Annotated in this window: 11 protein-coding genes; 8 read left to right on the top strand and 3 right to left on the bottom strand. The window is 64.1% G+C overall.

Annotated elements, in window-relative coordinates:
• The 8 genes from VFO93_RS19500 to VFO93_RS19465 form a co-directional block, all read left to right on the top strand.
• Positions 1-2,563: Eco57I restriction-modification methylase domain-containing protein (locus VFO93_RS19500; RefSeq protein ID WP_325136064.1), on the top strand; the 2,563-nt coding region annotated here is incomplete at its 5' end.
• A gap of 384 nt (positions 2,564-2,947) precedes the next feature.
• Complete coding sequence (locus VFO93_RS19495; RefSeq protein WP_325136063.1) at positions 2,948-3,640, top strand: hypothetical protein; 693 nt, start codon at positions 2,948-2,950, stop codon at positions 3,638-3,640.
• A 257-nt stretch (positions 3,641-3,897) separates the two neighbouring features.
• A complete protein-coding gene (locus tag VFO93_RS19490; RefSeq protein ID WP_325136062.1) occupies positions 3,898-5,244 on the top strand; it encodes a hypothetical protein in 1,347 nt (448 codons plus the stop codon).
• Positions 5,245-5,452: 208 nt separating this feature from the next.
• The gene (locus VFO93_RS19485; protein WP_325136061.1) at positions 5,453-6,844 is read left to right on the top strand and encodes a DNA/RNA non-specific endonuclease; all 1,392 of its coding nucleotides are present in this window, start codon (positions 5,453-5,455) and stop codon (positions 6,842-6,844) included.
• A 156-nt stretch (positions 6,845-7,000) separates the two neighbouring features.
• Positions 7,001-8,080: a sulfite oxidase gene (locus VFO93_RS19480; protein ID WP_325136060.1), complete on the top strand. Its 1,080-nt coding sequence runs from the start codon at positions 7,001-7,003 to the stop codon at positions 8,078-8,080.
• Between the two features lie 76 nt (positions 8,081-8,156).
• Positions 8,157-8,540 carry a DoxX-like family protein gene (locus tag VFO93_RS19475; RefSeq protein ID WP_325136059.1) on the top strand — a complete coding sequence of 128 codons (384 nt, stop codon included), beginning with the start codon at positions 8,157-8,159 and terminating at the stop codon, positions 8,538-8,540.
• Between the two features lie 3 nt (positions 8,541-8,543).
• Positions 8,544-9,278, top strand: a complete 735-nt coding sequence (locus VFO93_RS19470) for a DUF2071 domain-containing protein (protein WP_325136058.1) — start codon at positions 8,544-8,546, stop codon at positions 9,276-9,278.
• Positions 9,266-10,420: a hypothetical protein gene (locus VFO93_RS19465; RefSeq protein WP_325136057.1), complete on the top strand. Its 1,155-nt coding sequence runs from the start codon at positions 9,266-9,268 to the stop codon at positions 10,418-10,420. The genes VFO93_RS19470 and VFO93_RS19465 overlap by 13 nt, the downstream gene beginning before the upstream one ends.
• Before the next feature lie 19 nt (positions 10,421-10,439).
• On the opposite strand, the gene VFO93_RS19460 is transcribed toward VFO93_RS19465, so the two are convergent.
• The 3 genes from VFO93_RS19460 to VFO93_RS19450 form a co-directional block, all read right to left on the bottom strand.
• Complete coding sequence (locus tag VFO93_RS19460; RefSeq protein WP_325136056.1) at positions 10,440-10,802, bottom strand: hypothetical protein; 363 nt, start codon at positions 10,800-10,802, stop codon at positions 10,440-10,442.
• Between the two features lie 62 nt (positions 10,803-10,864).
• Positions 10,865-12,508, bottom strand: a complete 1,644-nt coding sequence (locus VFO93_RS19455; RefSeq protein WP_325136055.1) for a M28 family peptidase — start codon at positions 12,506-12,508, stop codon at positions 10,865-10,867.
• Positions 12,509-12,639: 131 nt separating this feature from the next.
• Positions 12,640-14,691: a HelD family protein gene (locus VFO93_RS19450; protein ID WP_325136054.1), complete on the bottom strand. Its 2,052-nt coding sequence runs from the start codon at positions 14,689-14,691 to the stop codon at positions 12,640-12,642.
• Positions 14,692-14,777: the final 86 nt, after the last annotated feature.

Genomic DNA, 14,777 nt, shown 5'->3' with positions numbered 1-14,777 from the left:
AGCTGTTACATCTACCCATTCAAATCCTTCTACCTTATCTTATCTACTCCGCTTTCTCGATGCCTACGACTTTGCCTCCGAGGGCGACGAGCAGGTGCAGGAAACCCATAAGCCGCTGATTTCGGCGGCCGTGCTGGGCCTCATTTTTGAGAAGCTCAATGGCTACCAGGACGGCTCGTTTTACACGCCTGGCTTCATCACCATGTACATGGCCCGCCACACCCTGCGCCGGGCCGTGGTGCAGCACTTTGAACGCCGCTACGGCCTGGGCGCGCCCGACGTGCCGGCCCTGGCCGACGCCCTCGACCCCAAAAACCGGGTGGCCGACAGCGCCTACTTCAACACCCTCACCGTGCTCGACCCCGCCGTGGGCAGCGGCCATTTCCTGGTGTCGGCCCTCAACGAGCTGCTGGCCATCAAAGCCGAGCTGGGGCTGCTGCTCGATGACACCGGCAAGCGCCTGCGCTACCGCCTCACCGTGGCCCGCGACGAGCTGGTGGTGATGCATGAAGACGACGACCCCCACGACCCCGCCGCTCTCTTTCAGTACCGCGCCCACCTCGCCGCCACCGGGCAGCGCACCGTGTCGGCCAAGCACACGGCCTTGCAGCGGGCGCTGTTTCAGGAAAAGCGCCACCTCATCGAGCACGCCCTGTTTGGGGTCGATATCAACCCCAACTCGGTCCGCATCTGCCGCCTGCGCCTCTGGATAGAGCTGCTCAAGCACGCCTACTACCTGCCCGAAACCGGCTTTGCCCAGCTTGAAACCCTGCCTAACCTGGAGCTCAACATCAAGGCCGGAAACTCGCTGCTCTCGCGCTTCGACCTCGCGGCCGACCTCTCCGACGTGTTTCGGCAGAGCAAGTTCACGCTCGCCACCTACCGCGATGCCGTGCACGCCTACTTCAACACCCGCGACCGCGCCGCCAAGCAGGACCTGCAAAAGTTTCTGACCCAAATCAAGGAGCAGTTTACCCAGGCCCTGCACAAGCGCGACCCGCTGCGCGAAAAGCTGCGCCGCGCCCTCGGCGAGCGCACCATGCTCGAAACCCAAGGCCAGCTGCTGCCCGAAACCCCCAAGCAGCGCGAGGCCCGCACCTTCGAGCTGCGCCGCCTCACCCTGCTCATCGAGCAGTACGAAAAGGAGGTGGAGCGCCACGAGCAGGGCCAGCTCTACCGCCACGCCTTCGAGTGGCGCTTCGAGTTTCCCGAGGTGCTCGATGAGAAAGGCAAGTTCCGGGGCTTTGATGTGGTGATTGGCAACCCGCCGTATATCCGGCAGGAGGATATAAAGGAATTCAAGGGACGGTTTCAAGGGCGATTCCGCACGTTTGCCAGCACCGCCGACATCTATGTTTATTTTATTGAACTGGGGTTAGACCTACTTCGGCAAGAGGGCGAACTCTCTTACATCACACCCAATAAATGGCTGCGCGCCAACTATGGCCAGCCCCTGCGGCAGCTACTGGCAGACCGCGAGTTGATTGAATTTATCGATTTTAATGACCTGCCCGTTTTTCCTGAAGCCACTACCTATCCTTCGATTCTCTCCGTGCGCCAGGCAGAGGCAACAGCTTCTTTTGCTACCGCAGTTTTAACGACTTTGCCCACCCCCGAAGAATTTGAGCAAACTGTGGCTGCTCAGCTAACCAACACTTTTGCCACCCGTCTCAATGAGGGAGGGTGGAATCTGGCAAGCATCGAACAGCTGGACTTGCTAGACAAGCTCAAAGCCGGGAGCGTACCATTAAATGAGCACGCTGAAGGCAAAATTTATTATGGCATTAAAACTGGTTTGAACCCTGCTTTTGTAGTGGATGCAAAAAAGCATCAGCAGCTAATTGAAGCCGACCCAGCCTCGGCGGAAATTCTCAAGCCTTTTCTAGCCGGCCGCGATATCAAGCGCTACCAAAGGGCCACCTCCAACAACTACCTAATTAGGCTGCCCAGCGGCTGGACCCGTCTAGCGCTTGGCTGGCAGCGCGACCTCAACGGCCGCTGGAAAGAGCCAGCAAAGCCGCTCCACACCACTCCGTGGGCTGCATTGGAAGCTAGCTACCCAGCCATTGCGGCTCATCTGTGGCCTTTTGCCAGTGCGGCTCAAGCCAGAGCAGATAAAGGATTTTTTTGGTGGGAACTTCGCTCCTGCGATTACTACGATGATTTTGAAAGGCCGAAGATTCTATTCCCTGACATTGCGCCCACGCTCTCTTTCACGCTTGACAACAACGGTACCTACCTAGCAAATACCGCTTACTTTCTTCCTGCTAATAATCTGTATTTGCTTGGCGTACTCAATTCATCCTGCATCGATTTTTTCTTTCGGAGCTTGACGGCAACTATTCGCGGCGGGTATTTACGCTTTTTTAAGCAGTACCTGGACCAACTCCCCATCCCCCACGCCACGCCCGCGCAGCAGGCCGAAATCGCGGCCCTGGTCGAGCAGGTGCTCGCCGCCAAAGCCGCCGGCGAGCCCACCGCCGCCCTCGAAGCCGCCATCGACGCCCTGGTAGCCGCCCGCTACGGCCTCAGCCCGGCCGAGGTAGCGCAGCTAGGGAGCTAGCCGCCCGTTGCTCCTAGCCCCACCGGCCCCGCCCCACCCGGCGGGGCCTTTTTGGTGCCCGGCGGGGACGCCTTACCTGGGCCGTATCCCGCTATTCTGGCGTATACTAGCGCCCAGGTTTCCGCGCAGTGGGCGGCGCGGCCGCCGCCGCAGCCTTCGCCCCGGCCCTACCCAGCCGCGCCCCGGCTGCGGTGGGCGGAGGTGCCGCCCCCGGCCGCCGCACTGCCGCCCTGCGGGGCCGGGCCGTGGCCCAGGGGGCAGCGAAGCCAGCGCGGCGGGCAGCGGCCCCGCCGCAGGGGGCCGGGCTGCCGCCACGGGGTTCCGCGTCCAAGTTTCACCAGGTTTCGTCCAAGTCTCAAGCAATTTCTATTTTTCCCTACTCCCATGCTCACCGCCAAGCAAGACAACCGCCTCGCCGCCGCCGAAACCCTGCTCGCCACCCTGCGGCAAGACCCCGCCCCCTACGCCACCGATAAGGCCCTGCAAGCCGTGGTGGCGCGCCTGGCCACCCTCATCGCCGACATGGCCCCGCTGCGCCAGCAAACCCAGCGCAGCACCGCCGCCGCCAGTGGGGCTGGCCAGCCCAGCGGCAAGGAGCAGGCCCGCACCCACCTGGCCCAGGTGGCCGCCGAAATCGCGGGCGACGTATTTGCCTACGCCACTGAGCAAAAGGATACGACCCTGCAAGCCCTGGCCGACTACAGCCAGAGCGACTTTGAGAAGCTGCGCGGCTCGCGCCTCACCGATGCCGCCACCGCCCTCTACCAGGCCACCCAGGACAAGGCGTATAAAAAAGCCCTGCAAGACGACTACGACCTCACTTCCGCCCGCCTGCAAGAGCTGCAAGACGCCCTGGCCGCCTTCAACGACCTCAAAACCCAGCCCCGCCAGGCCATCATCGAAGGCAAAGCGGCCCGCGCCAGCCTCCGCGTCGAGTTTGCCGAGCTCGGCACCCTGCTGCAAGACCGCCTCATGCGCCAGCTGCGCAAGTACGAGCGCCGCGCGCCCGATTTCTACGCCCGCGTGGTGGCCGCCCGCACGGTGGTAGACCGGCCGGGGGCGGCAGTGAAGGCGTAAGCAAGGGCTGCCCTGGCGCGAACCTCACCCCCTAGCCCCCTCTCCAAAAAAGAGGGGGGACTAGTTTCTATTTTTTGTTTCCAGCAGTTGGGACTAGGGCTAGAGGCTAGTCCCCCCTCTTTTTTGGAGAGGGGGCTAGGGGGTGAGGTTCGCGTGAGAACGGCCCCACTCGGCCCGGTCTTTGCATCTTTGGGGGCCGGCCGGGCGTGTCCGCAACGTATTAGCGGCCACGTCCAAGCCCGTCTTTCCAGCATCCTATGTTTAAAGCCGTATCCACTCCTTATCTGCTGAGCCTCGGCCTGGCGCTCGCGCCCGCCGCCGTCTTTGCGCAGGCCACTACCACTACTACCGCCCCGGCCGAAACGGCCTCGGCTCCTACCCCGCCGCCTACGGCTCCCGCCCCGGTGGCCCGGCCCTCGGCCGAAGAAGTGCAGGCGCAAGCCCTGGCCCAGGCGCAGGCCACGGTGCTGCTGCTCACGCGGCGCGTTGATAGCTTGCGGCAGTCGTACCGGCAGCAGCAGCGGGTGTACACCGAGCTGGGCGGCAAGTTCAATAATTTCATTACGGGGCAGAAGCTGAGCCAGACTACGCGCTTTTCCTTGGCCAAAAGCAACGTGAAGGCCACCGCCGACTTGCTGCAAGTGTGCCACAGCCGCTTGTCGCAGCTGCGCGCCCTCACCCAGGCGCTACGCAATGCCAACGAGCAGGCGGCCCTGAGCTCGCCCACCGATGCCAACCCGCTCGGCATCTCGCTGGTCGATTATACCAAGTCGCTGGTGACGACCAAGGTGGTGGACAGAAACCGGGGCAACCGGCTGGTAGACCTCGCCAGCCACCTCACCAGCAACTCGCTGGTGAAAACCATCCCCACCGTGGGCCCCATGCTCAATGCCGTGAGCGAGCTGCTGACCAGCGTGCGCGCCAACAGCCTCAGCAGCGACGGCTTTTCGGCCGCTCAGGTCAAAACCATCGAAACCGGCCTCAAGCCCACGCTCAGCTTTTTCAGCGCCCTCGACGCCGCCCGCGCCGACAACCAGGCTTCGCTGCTGACCTTGGATAACGAACTGAGTGTATTGCAGCACCAGCTCAGCCAGCTCTACCGACCCTACGTGCAGCTGGCGGCGTACCAGGAAGATATTTCGGCCTACTACACGGCCGCGCCCGCGGGCCAGCCCGCCACCAACTCGCTCGACGTTGCCAACATCAGCCGCATGAGCAATTACGTGGCTACCAACCTGCCGGCCCGCTTCACGGCCCTCGACCAAGCCTTCGCCCGCGCCCAGAATCAGCCCGACATCCTCGACCCCGACAGCTACCTGACGCCCGCCAACAACGCGGCCGAGCAGGTGGTGCAGGTGGCTACCCAGCTCCAGAGCCTCACCGACCGCCTGCCCGTTATTACGGCGCAGTACAGCGCCGCCATCCGCGCCGCCATCGCCCAGGGCCAGCAAGATGGGCTGATAAAAGCCGACCGCGCTACCAAGGTTATCGCCGAGGAAACCACCCGCGCCAAAGCCGCCGCCGAAACCTACCAGCAGGCGCGCGCCTCGGAGCGCTTTGGCGAGACGCTGGCGAACGTGAAGCCGCTGTTTAAGCTGTACTAGCGCCTTTACCCCACCCCCGGCCCCTCCCCTCCGGGAGAGGGGAGCCTATCGTTGAGTTGAGAGGTTTGAAGTATGAGGTTTGAGTTGCTGAACTTTTAACTCAAAACTGAGAACTCAAAACTCGTCCGGCTCCCCTCTCCCGGAGGGGAGGGGCCGGGGGTGGGGTAACCACGGCCGGAATGCCCACGCGACGCCCTACTTTCGCGCCATGCAACTCTCCGCTGTCTTTCTCGCCGCCCCGCTGCTGCTCGCCTGCTCGGCCCCCGCCACCGAAACCACGGCCGTAGCCGCCGCGCCCACCCAGGCTGCCGCCTTGCTCGAAGCCTTCGAAACGGGCACCAAAGGCGCTTACGCCGCCGCGCCCGAGGCGCTGGCTACCGGCACCTGGCTCTTTACCGAAGCCCTCATCGGCAGCGCCGACGAAGACCACAAGGCCGGGGCGCACGCCGCCCGCCTGCGCCCCGGCGGCCGGCTCACCATGCAGTTCGACGCCCCGGCCGGCGTGAAGCGCATCAGCGTGCAGGCAGCGGCCTACGGCACCGACGGCCCCAGCACCTGGGAGCTGTGGCTGAGCCGCGACCACGGCCGCACCTGGCAGCGCAACGGCCAACCCCAGACCACCAGCGGCCCCGCGCTGCGGGCGGCCGTGTTCACGGGCACGGCCAGCGAGCCCATTCGCCTGGAAATCCGCAAGACAGGCACCGATAAAAACCGCCTCAATCTCGACGACATCCGCCTCGAAACCAGCGGCGGGGTAGTCGTAGTGACGCCGCCCCCGAAGCCGGTTCCGACGCCCACGCCGACCCAGCCCACCAAGCCTACCCCGCCCGCCAGCACCCGGCTCGACAACGATAACCTGCTGCTCGGCAACCCCAGCGGCGCGACCTCCGACCCGGCCAATACTACCAACTACCTGCTCATTCACCCCCAGTACGCCACCGGCTACAACGCCCAGCGCGGCATTCCGGTGTGGACGAGCTGGCACGTGGGCCGCACCGACCTCACCAAGGCCGCGCCCCGGCAAGATGATTTTCGGGCCGACCCCGCCCTGCCCCGGCAGTTTTACCAGGTATCACCGCAGAGCTACTCGGGCTCGGGCTTCGACAAGGGCCACAACTGCCCCAGCGGCGACCGCACGGCCTCGCTCGATGATAATTCTGCCACCTTCCTGATGAGCAACATGGTGCCCCAGGCCCCCCAAAACAACCAGCAAACCTGGGGCAACCTCGAAGAATACACCCGCGCGCAAGTAACCAAAGGCCAGGAAGCCTACGTACTGATGGGTAGCTACGGCCGCGGCGGCACCGGCAAAAACGGCCCCGCCAGCACCATCGACCAGGGCCGCGTGACGGTGCCCGCCCGCATCTGGAAAGTCATCGTGTTTCTGCCCGAAGGCAGCGGCGACCTCAAGCGCATCGTGGCCGGCCAGGGCCACGTGCTGGCCATCGACACGCCCAATGATAATAGCATCAACCCCGACTGGCAGCAGTACCTGACGTCGATTGATAAGATTGAGGCCGCCTCGGGTTTGGATATTCTGAGTGCGTTGCCGGTGGCTACCCAGACGCAGTTGCAGAAAATAGTAGACGCTGGCCGCTAGCTGATTTTCTCCTGCCGCCAGACGGGTGTAGAGACGCATCTTTGCGTCTCACGTTATTCAGCTCGCCTGACGTGAGACGCAAAGATGCGTCTCTACACCCGTTTTGATTTGAGCTAAAGCCAATTGAATTTTGCTCGTAAGTCAGCCTCTTCCCTCATGGAAAACACGCCCCCGCCCAGCCCCTTCCCCGGCCTGATAACCCGCGAGCAGGAGCCGCTCAACCTAGAGCTGCCCTTCCCCACCCTCACCGAGCCGGTGCTGCCCGCCAACCGCCTGTTTGTGCGCAGCCACTTCCCCGTGCCGGCGCTGGATGCCGCTACCTGGCAGCTACGAATCGAAGGCGCGGTGAGCCAGCCCTTCACGCTCAGCTACGACGAGTTGCGCCAGCTACCCGCCACCACCCTGCAAGCCACCTTGGAATGCGCCGGCAACGGCCGCGCCCGCCTCACGCCCAAAGCCAAGGGCCTGCTCTGGGAGCAAGGGGCCGTGGGCAATGCCGAGTGGACGGGCGTGCCCCTATCGGCCCTGCTGGCACAAGCCGGCGTAGCGCCCGACGCGCTGGAAGTCATCTGCGAAGGGGCCGACCAGGGCACCATGAATGACGAGCCCAAGGCCCCCGGCGTTATCGCCTTTGCCCGCAGCCTGCCGCTGGCCAAGGCCACCCGGCCCGAAGTGCTGGTAGCCTACCTGCTGAACGGCCAGCCCCTGCCGCCCGAGCACGGCTTTCCGGTGCGGCTGGTGGTGCCCGGCTGGTACGGCATGGCCTCGGTGAAGTGGCTCAACAAACTCACCATTAGCACCGAGCCCTACGCCGGCTACTGGCAAACCCTGGAATACGCCTACTGGCAGCGCCACCACGGCCAGCCCACTCTCGTGCCGGTGGCCGAGATGCAGGTGAAGGCCGAAATAGCCCGCCCCGCCCTGCACGAGGCCGTGCCCGTGGGCCAGCCCTACCGCGTATTCGGGGCCGCCTGGGCGGGCGAAAGCGAGGTAACCAGCGTCGAAATCAGCCTCGACCAGGGCAAGACCTGGCAGCCCGCCCGCCTGCTTGGCGCGGCCGTGCCCTTCGCCTGGCGCTTCTGGGAATACAGCTGGACGCCCGCCGCGCCCGGCCGCCACACCCTGCAAGCCCGCGCCACCGACCTGGCCGGCCGCACCCAGCCCACCACTCACGACCCCGACCGCCGCAACTACATGATTAATAAGGTGGCGAGCGTAGAGGTTTTCGTGGGTTAGTGGAATTGCGGTGCGGGCTGCTGGCTTTTCGCCGGCTGTCCGCACCAGATGTATCCGCCTACCTGCCCCAACCCATATGCCTGCCCCACTTTTCCACCGCCTGCTCACCTACCTCATCGCGCTGGTGTGGCTGGCCAACGGCTTGCTGTGCAAGGTGCTGAACCTGGTGCCCCGGCACGCGGCCATCGTGGCGCGCATTCTGGGGCCAGCCTATTCCGGGCCGCTTACGCGCCTCATCGGGCTGGCCGAAATCGGTATGGCCATCTGGCTACTCAGCGGTCTCAGGCGCCGCTGGTGCGTGGTGGCGCAGATGGGATTGGTAGTGGCAATGAACGCGCTGGAATTTCTTCTTGCCCCCGATTTGCTGCTGTGGGGGCGGGTGAATGCGCTGTTTGCGGGTTTGTTCGTCGGGTTGCTGTATTACTATGAATTCTTACTCCCCCGCCCCACCGCCCGCTAGCCGATGCTGTCCTGGCTGAAAACCCATCCGTTTGCGGTCGAGGCGTTTTTTGAGCGCTCGCTCGTGCTCACGTTTGCCGCGCCGGCGGCCGAGGTGCAGGCGCTGCTGCCCGCGCCGCTCGTGCCCGATACGTGGCAAAATGAATGGGGCTTTCTGGCCGTGGCGCTGGTGCAAACGCGCCACCTGCGGCCGCAGGGTTTCCCGGCTCTTCTGGGGCAGGATTTTACGCTGGTGGGCTACCGGGCCTTCGTGCGCTACGTCACGCCGGCCGCCAAGCGGCTGCGCGGCCTCTACATTCTGCGCTCCGAAACCGACCGCCGCCGCATGGCGCTGCTCGGCAACGTGTTCACGCACTATGGCTACGTCACGACCGACATCAACCTAACCGATGCCAACGGCGGCCTTACCGCCACCTCGCGGCAGGGCGATTTTCAGATTCAAACCACCGCGCCCGCGCCCAACGTAGCGCTGCCCGTGGGTTCGCCTTTCGCCAGTTGGGCCGAGGCGCGACGCTTTGCCGGGCCGCTGCCGTTCACGTTTTCAGTGGAAGGCGAGCGCATCATTATCATCGAAGGCGTGCGTGAGCACTGGCAGCCCACGCCCGCAGCCGTGGCGCAGGCGCACGTGGGCTTTCTGCAAAAGCTGCCGCTCAGTCAATTGGTGCTGGCCAATGCCTTCGAGCTGCGCGACGTGCCCTACCACTGGAAAAAAGGCCGCACCGAGCGATGGCACCCGTAAGAAAACCCTGGCAGGGCGTGGCCAACATCGTGCGCTTCAACTGGCACTTCTACGCCCTGGCGCTTGGGCTGCTACTGGCACTGGGGCTGGCCGCGTGGCAACTACCCGCGCCGCTTGATTACTATGCGGGCTTCGGCCTGGTGCTGGTAGCGGCACCGCTGGTGATGTCGCTGGCTGTTTCGGCCTACATCTACGACTGCGCGGGTTTGTATGAGCTGGGCTGGTTGCCCGCCAGCTGCATACCCGCGCCCGGCGCTACGGTGCTCAGCGTCAGTGCGGGCTTCGATGAGATAAGCCCCGTGCTGCAACAGCGTTGGCAGCCCGACCAGTTGCTGGCCGTGGATTTTTACGACCCCGCCCGGCACACCGAGGTTTCTATCAGGCGGGCACGGCGAGCCTACCCGCCGCGGCCCGGCACGCTGGCCGCCCGCACCTACGCCCTGCCGCTGCCCACGGCCACTGCCGCTACCACGGTAGCTTTCCTGGCCGCCCACGAGGTGCGCGAGGCCGCCGAGCGGGCCGCGTTTTTCGGCGAGCTAAGGCGCGCTACGCAGCCCAGTGGTACTATTATCGTAGTCGAACACCTGCGCGATGCGGCCAATTTCCTGGCTTACATCATCGGTTTTCTGCATTTTCATTCGCGCCAGGCCTGGCTGGCTACCTTTCGGGCGGCCGGGCTGCAGGTGGCGCAGGAAATCAAGATTACACCTTTTATAACCGCCTTAATATTCTCCGCCCCGATGCAGCTTCAGCTTGAGTTTATCGGCGGGATGCTGGTAGTGCTGGCGCTGCTGCACGGCGGCTTCGCGCGCTACTTTGGCTGGCGGCGCGAGTTCGCCCCCCTCAGCCTGATTAACCGGCAGATGATGTACGTGCATACGTTTTTCATCGCCTTGGCCGTGCTGCTGATGGGGCTACTGTGCCTGACCTCGGCGGCCGAGCTAGTGGGTACCGCGCTGGGCCGCCGGGTGGCGCTGGGGCTGGGCGTATTCTGGCTGGCGCGGCTACTTGTTCAGTTCTTCGGCTACTCGGCCACGCTGTGGCGCGGCAAGCGCTTCGAAACGCTTATCCACGTGCTTTTCAGCCTACTGTGGGCGTATCTGAGCGGGGTATTTTTGCTGGTGGGGCTGCACGGTGGCTGATGCCCAGTGCCCATTATCACTACGGCTTCACGCGGGCGCTCGTCACCACGAAGGACTGGTAGCCCGGCCCCCACATCGTACAAAGAACATATTCCGCATTCAGGGGCTTGCGGATGCGGACGTACAGCGTCCGGTTTTTGCGCACCCACAGGGCCGTATCCAGCTTGAGCGCGAGGTAGGTGGGCGCGTAGGCCGATTTGCCAATCAGTTGCTCCACTTTTGCCTGGTCTTTGGCTACTACCTGGGCCACGCCGCAGTCAGGGTTACGGCCCAGGGTTTCTACTTCAATCTCGTCTTCGGCCAGCGCGGCGGTAGGCTCCGTATCGCATTTTTTATGGCAGCCGGTGGCCAGCAGCAGCAGCGGGAGAAAGACCTTTTTCATAGGCGCAAAGCGGTCTAATGAAACACCATATAGCTGAGCCCTACCACGCGGCAACGGTTGCATCAGCGCCCGAAGCGCGCGCCAAAAAAGTCGCCTTTGTTCCAGCTCGGCCGCCGCGCTGCCTGCGCCACCTGGTAGCCGATGAGGAAGTTGAGGCGTGCGTACTGCGCGCCCGCGTCCCAGTCGAAGGTGCCGCCCTCCACGTTGTCCTGCGGCTTGTGGTAGGTGGCGGCGCGCCACTTTTGCACTGTTTCGCTGAGGTTATTGCGGCCGTCGGCGGTGCGGTTACCGTACTTGATGTGCAGCGCGGGCACGCCCTGCACCACGAAGCTGTACTGGTCGCTGCGGATAAAACGGTTTTGGGCGGGCTCGGGGTCGGGCTCCACGGTCAGCCGGAGGTAGTCGGCGGCAGTTCGCACCTCTTTCAGCAGCGACGAGTGGTCGGCCCCGAGCGGCACCACGCCCAGCAGCGGCGCGATGATGGTGGGCATATCGGTGTTGATGTCGGCCACCAAGGCGGTTTTGGGCACCGTGGGCAGTTTGGCAAAATAGGCCGAGCCCAGCAAGCCCATCTCCTCGCCCGTCATCAGCACAAAGAGCACCGAGCGGCGGGGCTTCTGCTTGAGGCTGGCGTATAGCTTGCTGATTTCGAGCACGCTGGCCACGCCCGTGGCGTTGTCGTGCGCGCCGTTGTAGATAGAATCGCCGTTGATGGGCGCGCCCACGCCCAGGTGGTCGAGGTGGGCGCTGTGCACCACGTATTCGTTTTTGAGGATGGGGTCGGAGCCCGTGATTTTGCCCACCACGTTGTAGCTCTCAATATCTTGATAACGGCTGCGATACTGCGCGCTAAAGCGGCCGGGCAGCGCCTGCGAGGCGGTTTTCCCGCTCCGCAGCGCCGCCAGCGTGCGCGCGGTATCGGCAGCCGCGCCGCCGAAAAGCTGCTGCAACGTAGCCGCGCTCACCAAGCCCACCAGCTGCACCGGGCCCGGCGCGTAGCTGCGCGACACGGCTACCTGCCCGTCGGGGCCGAGGGCGCTCACCACGCCCTTCGGGAAGTCGGCCAAATGGGCATCGGGGCGGGCGGCGGCCAGCAGCACGCCCACCGCGCCGTGACGGCCGGCCGTTTCGAGCACCGTGCGCAAGTCGCTGAAATACTGCCGCTCGTTGTCACCAAACTGCCGTAGCGGCTGGCGCGTCACCACCACTACCTTGCCCCGGGCGTCGAGGCCGGCGTAGTCGTCGTATTTCAATTCCGGGGCCGAAATGCCGTAGCCCGCAAATACCAGCGGGGCGCTGTCCAGGCGCACGTCGGGCTGGGCGGGGTTGGGGTAGAGCGTGGCGGCCGGGCCGTAGGCTAGCGGCTGCGCCGCGCCGCTGGCAGGCTGAAAGCTAAGTACCGCGCCGGGCTCCACGAAGGCGCGGCGCAGGCGCACTTTTTGGGTGTAGCCGCCCTGCTCACCGGCCGGCAGCACGCCGTTTTGCCGGAGCTGCGCCGTGACATAATCCACCGCCAGCTGGTAGCCGGGCGTGCCGGGCAGCCGGCCGCGCAGGCGGTCGTCGGCGAGGTAGCGCACGTGGGCCTCGAAGGCGGCGGGCTGCGCAACGGGCAAGGCTGCCTGGGCAACCGGGGCAATGTTTTGCGCGCGGGCGGCGGGCGCTGGCAGCGTCAGGGTTAGCGCGGCGAGGTAGCGTAGTTTAGACATAATGCCTTGTTTCTATAGCATTTTCAGCATCGATGTACAGCTGGTGCGTCTCTACACGCACCAGCTGTACATCGATGCTGAAAATGCTCTAATTATGTATCAAAATTCCTTTTACTACGAGCGCCTTCTACCTAAGCCTGCTCCTTCAAAAAGCCTGTCAACTCCTGCGTGTACGTCAACGTGAGCTGGTGCATGGCGCGGGTGCAGGCCACATACAGCATCCGGCGGTCTATCTCGGTGCGGTAGGTGCGGGCCGAAGCGAAGGGCACGACAACCTCGTCAAACTCCAGGCCCTTGGCCAGGTGCGCCGTCGTCACGACCACGCCTTCCCTAAACGTCGTAGACTCGGGCGTGAGCAGCTGCGCGCCCAGGGGTTGCAACGCCTCGTGTACGCGGGCAGCCTGCCGCTGCGTTTTGCAAATAACGCCCAGCGACTGGTGCCCGCCGCGCTGAAAACCAGCCACCAAGTCTTGCACAGCTTGCAGCTCGGCAGCCGGACTGTCGAAGCGCGCTACCAGGGGCGTGGGCCCGTGCCGCTCCAGCGGAATGAGGTCGGGGTTGGGCGCGATGCGCAACGCGAAGGTTGCGATTTCGATGGTCGAGCGGTAGCTGCGGTGCAGCCGCACTACCTCGGCCTGCGGAAACACGCGCTCGATGGTTTCGGCCGACGACGCGCCGTAGGGGTTCACCGTCTGGTTGATGTCGCCCAGGATGGTTTTGCGGCACGCAAACAGGCGCGCCAGCACGGCGTACTGCACGGGCGTGTAGTCCTGCATCTCATCGATTACCAGGTGCTTGACCTGCTCGTAGGCCGTGAGGCCTTCGAGCCGCAGGCGCAGGTAGAGCAGGGCAAACACGTCGGCGTATTCGAGGCGCTGGCCGGGCTCGTGGCGTAGCAGCTCGGGCCGGCCCAGCCAGCGGTAAAAGTCGCGGTAAAAATCGAGCACCTGCCCAAATTTGAACATGCGCGGCACGGCCTCGCCGATGGTGGCCTTATCCTGGCCGCTGAGCTTCTGGCGAGTAGCGTCGCGCACGTAAGTGCGCACGTCCTGGGCCACCAGCGGCGGGCGCTTCAGCAGCGGCACGCGGTGGTAGGCCCGAAACCGCTCGCGCAGAAACGCCGCCGGCACCGTGAGCCGCCCAAACCGCAGGTCGGTCGGCGCGAAATGGTTGTTTTCGACGTACACCAAGTACTGGTTGAGTTGGCTCAGAAATTCAATCGAGCTTTTGAACTGAATCCGCTCGCTGAAGCCTGGGTCGGGGTTTTCGAGCAGCCGCGCTACTTGCTCAAAAAACGTCTGGAACGGGTACTTGTAGTCGAGCAGCTCGGCCGCCAGCTCTTCCATGCCCAGCTCCGGAATGTACTCCTCACCCAGCTCGGGCAGCACGTTGGAGATGTAGTCGGCGAAGACCTTGTTGGGCGACAGAATGAGCACGTTTTTGGCCGCGATGGTATCGCGGTAGCGATACAGCAAAAACGCGATGCGGTGCAGCGCAATCGACGTTTTGCCCGAGCCCGCCACGCCCTGAATCACCATCACCGAGGCCGACTCGTTGCGAATCACCGCATTTTGGTCGCGCTGGATGGTAGCCACGATGTTCCGCATCTTATCGTCAGCCGATTTGGCCAGCTCGCGCTGCAACAGGTCGTCGTGAATGTTCACGTCGTTTTCGAGCAGATACTCCAAGCGCCCATCGCGGATTTTGTACTGCCGCTTGCGGGTGATGTCGCCCTGCACGGTACCCGTGGGCGTGTCGTAGGCGGCCTCGCCCAGCTCGTAGTCGTAGAACAGCGACGAGACGGGCGCCCGCCAGTCGTAAATCAGGCTTTGGCGCTGCTGCTCATCCAAAAACGAGTGCACGCCGATGTATACCGGCAGCCGGGTTTTGCCCGCGGGCTCAAAATCGACGCGACCGAAGTAGGGCGACTGCATCAGCTTGAGCAGCCGGCGCTTGCGGGCCACGGCGGCTTCGCCCGTGAAGGCCATGCGGTTGATGGACTGGTCGGCGGCCACCAGGTCGGCATCGTCGAGGCTCGACTGGTGCTCGTGCAGGTACTCTTTTTTCTGCCGCAGCTCGCTCGAATACTGCTTCACGGCCTCGTCGCCACGCCGGATGGCCAGCGCCAGCCTCTCCTTTATTTCTTCGAGATAGTGTTTTTCTTCCTGCTCGGTTTCGTTCATTCGGGTTGTTTTTGGCAAATTAGGCCGCGAGGCGTTGAACGGGGTAGAGACGCAATATTTTGCGTCTGGCGTCAGGTAACGTATCC

This window comes from Hymenobacter sp. (genome assembly GCF_035709525.1).
Taxonomy (GTDB): domain Bacteria; phylum Bacteroidota; class Bacteroidia; order Cytophagales; family Hymenobacteraceae; genus Hymenobacter.
The sequence above is the reverse complement of the archived record's forward strand: the minus strand, read 5'-3'. Positions and strand labels throughout refer to the sequence as shown.